This window comes from Streptomyces apricus, assembly GCF_008369065.1.
GTDB lineage: Bacteria > Actinomycetota > Actinomycetes > Streptomycetales > Streptomycetaceae > Streptomyces > Streptomyces apricus.
In genome coordinates this window covers 483,166-489,265 of the sequence record NZ_VDFC01000046.1, presented here as the reverse complement: position 1 = coordinate 489,265, position 6,100 = coordinate 483,166, and the positions used below count along the sequence as shown (strand labels likewise).

5 protein-coding genes are annotated in these 6,100 nt (G+C 72.9%); 4 read left to right on the top strand and 1 reads right to left on the bottom strand.

Annotated features, from left to right (window positions below; genetic code table 11):
- Positions 1–63: 63 nt before the first annotated feature.
- Positions 64–234 carry a hypothetical protein gene (locus FGF04_RS40155; protein ID WP_188114178.1) on the bottom strand — a complete coding sequence of 57 codons (171 nt, stop codon included), beginning with the start codon at positions 232–234 and terminating at the stop codon, positions 64–66.
- 495 nt (positions 235–729) lie between these two features.
- Between FGF04_RS40155 and uvrC the strand changes: the two genes are divergently transcribed.
- The 4 genes from uvrC to whiA are packed head-to-tail and all read left to right on the top strand — an operon-like array spanning position 730 to position 5,958.
- On the top strand, positions 730–2,787 hold the full coding sequence (gene uvrC, locus FGF04_RS22270) for an excinuclease ABC subunit UvrC (RefSeq protein ID WP_149513062.1): 2,058 nt from the start codon (positions 730–732) through the stop codon (positions 2,785–2,787).
- A complete protein-coding gene (rapZ, locus tag FGF04_RS22265) occupies positions 2,784–3,881 on the top strand; it encodes an RNase adapter RapZ (protein WP_149513061.1) in 1,098 nt (365 codons plus the stop codon). The genes uvrC and rapZ overlap by 4 nt, the downstream gene beginning before the upstream one ends.
- Positions 3,878–4,978 carry a gluconeogenesis factor YvcK family protein gene (locus tag FGF04_RS22260; RefSeq protein WP_149513060.1) on the top strand — a complete coding sequence of 367 codons (1,101 nt, stop codon included), beginning with the start codon at positions 3,878–3,880 and terminating at the stop codon, positions 4,976–4,978. The genes rapZ and FGF04_RS22260 overlap by 4 nt, the downstream gene beginning before the upstream one ends.
- On the top strand, positions 4,969–5,958 hold the full coding sequence (whiA, locus tag FGF04_RS22255) for a DNA-binding protein WhiA (RefSeq protein WP_149513059.1): 990 nt from the start codon (positions 4,969–4,971) through the stop codon (positions 5,956–5,958). Before FGF04_RS22260 ends, whiA begins: the two co-directional genes overlap by 10 nt.
- Positions 5,959–6,100 lie beyond the last annotated feature (142 nt).

Here is a 6,100-nt window from a genome sequence, read left to right as displayed (position 1 = left end):
GTCCCCGCCGCGTACGCTCCGGACCGCCGTCACCGTGCGCGGAGCAGGGGGCGGCCGGAGGGCTCAGGGGCGGGCGTCCCCCGTGCGGCCCTCGGACCGCAGGCGCTTGGCCCGCACGATGTCCGGGTCACGGGGGTCGAGGCCGGACAGCAGGCCGTCGCCGTACTGCTCCTCGTCCTGGTACGGGCGGACCCGGACCGATCGTCGTGTCTTCTCGATCCGCGTCTGTCGCATCTTCCGCAGCCCTTCGGTCATCGACCCGACACCCTTGTCCGGGGCGCCCGGTCCACCTGCTTCTGCACTGGTACGAGCATTGCCCCGCGTTGTCTTCGTGTCGTCACGGCCAGCCCCCGAAAAGGGTTCCGGTCCAGCTGAATTGCCCATCTCCCGCAGGCCGTAACCCCCATCGGGGGGCGGGCCGCAGGACGGGAGCCGCGAAAACGCGCCCCGCGGACGCGCGGCACCGGCCGGCCGGGTGCCCCGGAGGGGACGGCCGCAGCGGCTCCCACCTGGGCGTTCACCTCCCGCCGGAGTGACCCACGGCACACCGGTGCGGCCCGTCCGCGGGGTCCCGGAGAAAAGGCCGGGCGCCCCGGAAAGCGCTTGAGGACCCCTCGCGCGGCCACGGAACCGGACGCACCCGCCACGGAACCGGACGCACCCGCGGCAGGACCGGCGCGGGACCGCCGCGGCGTCCCCGTGTCACACCCCGCCAGTAGGGTGGGAGACATGGCCGACCCCTCCAGCTACCGTCCCAAGCCGGGACAGATCCCCGACTCGCCGGGGGTCTACAAATTCCGCGACGAGCACCGCCGGGTGATCTACGTCGGGAAGGCGAAGAACCTGCGCCAGCGCCTGGCCAGCTACTTCCAGGACCTCTCCAACCTCCACCCGCGCACGCGCACGATGGTCACCACGGCCGCGTCGGTGGAGTGGACCGTGGTGTCCACCGAGGTCGAGGCGCTCCAGCTGGAGTACTCCTGGATCAAGGAGTTCGACCCCCGGTTCAACGTCAAGTACCGCGACGACAAGAGCTACCCGTACCTCGCGGTGACGATGAACGAGGAGTTCCCGCGGGTCCAGGTGATGCGCGGCCAGAAGAAGAAGGGCGTGCGCTACTTCGGCCCGTACGGGCACGCGTGGGCGATCCGCGACACCGTCGACCTCCTGCTGCGCGTCTTCCCGGTGCGCACGTGCTCGGCCGGCGTGTTCCGCAACGCCGAGCGCACGGGCCGCCCCTGTCTGCTCGGCTACATCGGCAAGTGCTCCGCGCCCTGCGTCGGCCGGGTCTCGGCCGAGGAGCACCGCGAGCTCGCCGAGGAGTTCAGCGACTTCATGGCCGGCCGCACGGGGACGTACATCCGCCGTCTGGAGCGGCAGATGGCGCAGGCCGCCGAGGACATGGAGTACGAGCGCGCCGGGCGCCTGCGCGACGACATCGGGGCCCTGAAGAAGGCCATGGAGAAGAGCGCCGTCGTGCTGGCCGACGCGACGGACGCCGACCTGATCGCCCTCGCCGAGGACGAGCTGGAGGCGGCCGTGCAGATCTTCCACGTCCGCGGCGGCCGGGTGCGCGGCCAGCGCGGCTGGGTCACCGACAAGGTCGAGGCGGTCACCACGGGCGACCTGGTCGAGCACGCGCTGCAGCAGCTGTACGGGGAGGAGACCGGCGACTCCGTACCGAAGGAGGTGCTGGTCCCGGCGCTGCCCGAGCCCCTGGAGCCCGTCCAGGAGTGGCTCACCGCGCGGCGCGGGTCGAACGTGTCGCTGCGGATCCCGCAGCGCGGCGACAAGAAGGCGCTCATGGAGACCGTCGAGCGCAACGCCCTCCATGCGCTCGGCCTTCACAAGACCAGGCGCGCCTCCGACCTGACGACCCGCTCCCGCGCGCTGGAGGAGATCGCCGAGGCGCTCGGCCTGGACAGCGCCCCCCTGCGGATCGAGTGCTACGACATCTCGCACCTCCAGGGCGACGACGTCGTGGCGTCGATGGTCGTCTTCGAGGACGGACTGGCGCGCAAGAGCGAGTACCGCCGCTTCCAGATCAAGGGTTTCGAGGGCCAGGACGACGTCCGGTCCATGCACGAGGTGATCACCCGCCGCTTCCGGCGCTACCTCGGCGAGAAGGAGAAGACCGGCGAGTGGGCCGACGGCGAGGTGGGCCTCACCGAGGAGGACGGGCGCCCCAAGCGGTTCGCGTACCCGCCGCAGCTCGTCGTCGTCGACGGCGGCCAGCCGCAGGTCGCGGCGGCCCGGCGGGCCCTGGACGAGCTGGGCATCGACGACATCGCCGTCTGCGGCCTCGCCAAGCGCCTCGAAGAGGTCTGGCTGCCCGGCGAGGACGATCCGGTGGTACTGCCACGTACCAGTGAAGGGCTCTATCTTCTTCAGCGGGTGCGCGACGAGGCGCACCGCTTCGCCATCACCTACCAGCGTGTCAAGCGCGCCAAGCGCTTCCGGGCGAGCCCGCTCGACGACGTGCCGGGGCTCGGCGAGGGGCGCAAGCAGACGCTGATCAAGCACTTCGGTTCGGTGAAGAGGCTGCGGTCCGCGACGATCGACCAGATCTGCGAGGTTCCCGGTATAGGCCGCAAGACGGCCGAGGCGATCGCCGTGGCCTTCGCCCGGGCCGCCCCGGCGGCCCCCGCGGTCAACACCGCGACCGGCGAGATCATGGAGGACGACGAGGACCACGTGCAGGACGCGGCGCCCGCAGCCACTGAGGGCGCCGCGGGGGAGTCCGTGTCCGCGGGCGCCCCGGACGAACGACGGGGGCAGGAGAGATGACCGGGTACGAGCAGGAAGAACCGGCGGCGCGGCGGACGACGGACGCCGAGGGACCGCCCGCGGACACGGCCGAGGGAGCGCGCGCGGCCGCATCCGGGGCACCGCACGGGGAAACGCGCGAGAATCGGTCGCAGCAGGCGGTGACCGGCGCGGCCGGTGAACCGGCGAGGACGGAAGACGGAGCGGAAGTGAACACGGGCACGACCATCGAGACGGCCGGCGTCCCCGAGGCGGCCATTCCGGAGCTGGTGATCATCTCCGGGATGTCGGGCGCGGGCCGGTCCACCGCCGCCAAGTGTCTGGAGGACCTGGGCTGGTTCGTCGTGGACAACCTGCCGCCCGCGCTGATCCCCACCATGGTGGAGCTCGGCGCCCGCTCGCAGGGGAACGTGGCGCGCATCGCGGTCGTCGTCGACGTCCGCGGCCGGCGCTTCTTCGACAACCTCCGCGAGTCCCTCGCCGACCTGGAGACCAAGCAGGTCACCCGGCGGATCGTCTTCCTGGAGTCCTCCGACGACGCCCTGGTGCGCCGCTTCGAGTCGGTGCGCCGGCCGCACCCCCTCCAGGGCGACGGCCGCATCGTCGACGGCATCGCCGCCGAACGCGAACTGCTGCGCGAGCTGCGCGGCGACGCCGACCTGGTGATCGACACCTCCAGCCTGAACGTGCACGAGCTGCGCGCCAAGATGGACGCCCAGTTCGCCGGCGAGGAGGAGCCCGAGCTGCGGGCCACCGTCATGTCCTTCGGCTTCAAGTACGGCCTGCCGGTCGACGCCGACCTGGTCGTGGACATGCGGTTCCTGCCCAACCCGCACTGGGTCCCCGAGCTGCGCCAGTACACCGGCCTCAACGAGGAGGTGGCGGCGTACGTCTTCAACCAGCCCGGCGCCAAGGAGTTCCTCGACCGGTACGCGGAACTGCTGCGCCTCGTCCAGACCGGCTACCGCCGGGAGGGCAAGCGGTACGTGACCATCGCGGTCGGCTGCACCGGCGGCAAGCACCGCTCCGTCGCCATGTCGGAGAAGCTCGCGGCGCGCCTGGTGTCCGAGGGAGTGGAGACGGTCGTCGTCCACCGGGACATGGGCCGCGAATGACGGGACGTTCCCTGCGGCTGGACCGGCTGCGGCGGGCCGGCGCCGACGGGCGCGGCGGCAGGTCCGCCGACGCCCGCGGCGCCGGGCAGGCCAGACCCGCCGAGGCCCGCGGCGCCCGGCCGCGGCGCCGCGGTGCCCAGCCCAAGGTCGTCGCGCTGGGCGGGGGCATGGGCCTGTCCGCCTCGCTCGCCGCCCTGCGCCGCATCACGGGCGACCTCACGGCGGTCGTCACGGTCGCCGACGACGGCGGCTCCAGCGGGCGGCTGCGCGACGAGCTGGGCGTGCTCCCGCCCGGTGACCTGCGCAAGGCCCTCGCCGCGCTGTGCGGCGACGACGACTGGGGCCAGACCTGGGCGCGGGTCATCCAGCACCGCTTCCAGTCCCAGGGCGACCTGCACGAGCACGCCGTCGGCAACCTGCTGATCGTCGCCCTGTGGGAGCAGCTCGGCGACCACGTCCAGGCGCTCGACCTGGTCGGCAGGCTGCTCGGCGCGCACGGCCGGGTGCTGCCCATGTCCGCCGTCCCGCTGGAGCTGCAGGCGCTGGTCAAGGGGCACGACCCGGAGCGGCCCGAGGACGTCGACACCGTCCGGGGGCAGGCGACCGTGGCCCTCACGCCCGGCGAGGTGCAGTCCGTGCACCTCGTGCCGCACGACCCGCCGGCCGTGCCGGAGGCGGTCGCCGCGGTCCTGGACGCTGACTGGGTGGTCCTCGGTCCCGGCTCCTGGTTCTCCTCGGTGATCCCGCACCTGCTGGTGCCCGAGCTGCTCGACGCCCTCACCGAGACGAAGGCGCGCCGGATCCTCCCGCTGAACCTCGCACCGCAGCCCGGAGAAACAGAAGGCTTCTCCCCGCAGCGTCATTTGGAGGTTTTGGGACGACACGCCCCTAAACTCGCCCTGGACGTGGTGCTGGCCGACGAGGCCGCCGTGCCCGACCGCGAGATACTCGCCGACGCCGCCAAGCGGTTCGGTGCGGCGGTCGAGCTGGCGCCGGTGGCCAGGACCGACGGGACTCCGAGGCACGATCCGGAACTGTTGGCCGCCGCGTACGACCGTATTTTTCGGATGCATGGAAGGATCGGCCCATGGCGATGACGGCAGCGGTGAAGGACGAGATCTCCCGGCTTCCCGTCACCCGGACGTGCTGCAGAAAGGCGGAGGTATCCGCCATCCTGCGGTTCGCGGGCGGCCTTCACCTGGTGAGCGGCAGGATCGTGATCGAGGCGGAGCTGGACACCGCGATGGCGGCGCGACGGCTGAAGCGGGACATCCTGGAGATCTTCGGCCACAGTTCCGAACTGATCGTGATGGCGCCCGGCGGTCTGCGCCGCGGCTCCCGTTACGTGGTCCGGGTCGTCGCCGGCGGTGACCAGCTGGCCCGCCAGACCGGGCTCGTGGACGGCCGCGGGCGCCCCATCCGGGGCCTGCCGCCGCAGGTGGTCTCGGGGGCCACCTGCGACGCGGAGGCGGCCTGGCGAGGGGCCTTCCTGGCGCACGGCTCGCTCACCGAGCCGGGCCGCTCGTCCTCCCTGGAGGTGACCTGCCCGGGGCCGGAGGCGGCGCTCGCGCTGGTCGGCGCCGCGCGCCGGCTCTCGATCGCGGCGAAGGCGCGGGAGGTGCGCGGGGTGGACCGGGTGGTCGTCCGCGACGGGGACGCCATCGGGGCGCTGCTGACGCGGCTCGGTGCGCACGAGTCGGTGCTGGCGTGGGAGGAGCGGCGGATGCGGCGTGAGGTGCGCGCCACCGCGAACCGGCTCGCCAACTTCGACGACGCGAACCTGCGGCGGTCGGCCCGGGCGGCCGTGGCCGCCGGGGCGCGGGTGCAGCGGGCGCTGGAGATCCTCGCGGACGAGGTGCCGGAGCACCTCGCGGCGGCGGGGCGGCTGCGGATGGACCACAAGCAGGCGTCGCTGGAGGAACTGGGGGCGCTCGCCGATCCGCCGCTGACGAAGGACGCCGTGGCGGGGCGGATCCGGCGGCTTCTCGCGATGGCCGACAAGCGGGCGCAGGATCTGGGGATTCCGGGGACGGAGTCCAACCTCAGCGACGAGATGGCGGACAACCTGGTCGGCTGACGCCGCCGGTTGTCCCGTTGCGCCGTTCCCCGCGCCCCTGGGGTGGACGGGGGTTCGCGTTGACAGTCGGCTGTCCGCCGTCGTGGGTTGCTCGCGCAGTTCCCCGCGCCCCTGAGGGGGTGGGGGTTGGTGTGGGTGGTCG

Coding starts and splice junctions, on each gene's coding strand:
- uvrC (WP_149513062.1), top strand. CDS start 730: ATGGCCGACCCCTCCAGCTACCGTCCCAAGCCGGGACAGATCCCCGAC.
- FGF04_RS40155 (WP_188114178.1), bottom strand. CDS start 234: ATGCGACAGACGCGGATCGAGAAGACACGACGATCGGTCCGGGTCCGC.
- rapZ (WP_149513061.1), top strand. CDS start 2,784: ATGACCGGGTACGAGCAGGAAGAACCGGCGGCGCGGCGGACGACGGAC.
- FGF04_RS22260 (WP_149513060.1), top strand. CDS start 3,878: ATGACGGGACGTTCCCTGCGGCTGGACCGGCTGCGGCGGGCCGGCGCC.
- whiA (WP_149513059.1), top strand. CDS start 4,969: ATGGCGATGACGGCAGCGGTGAAGGACGAGATCTCCCGGCTTCCCGTC.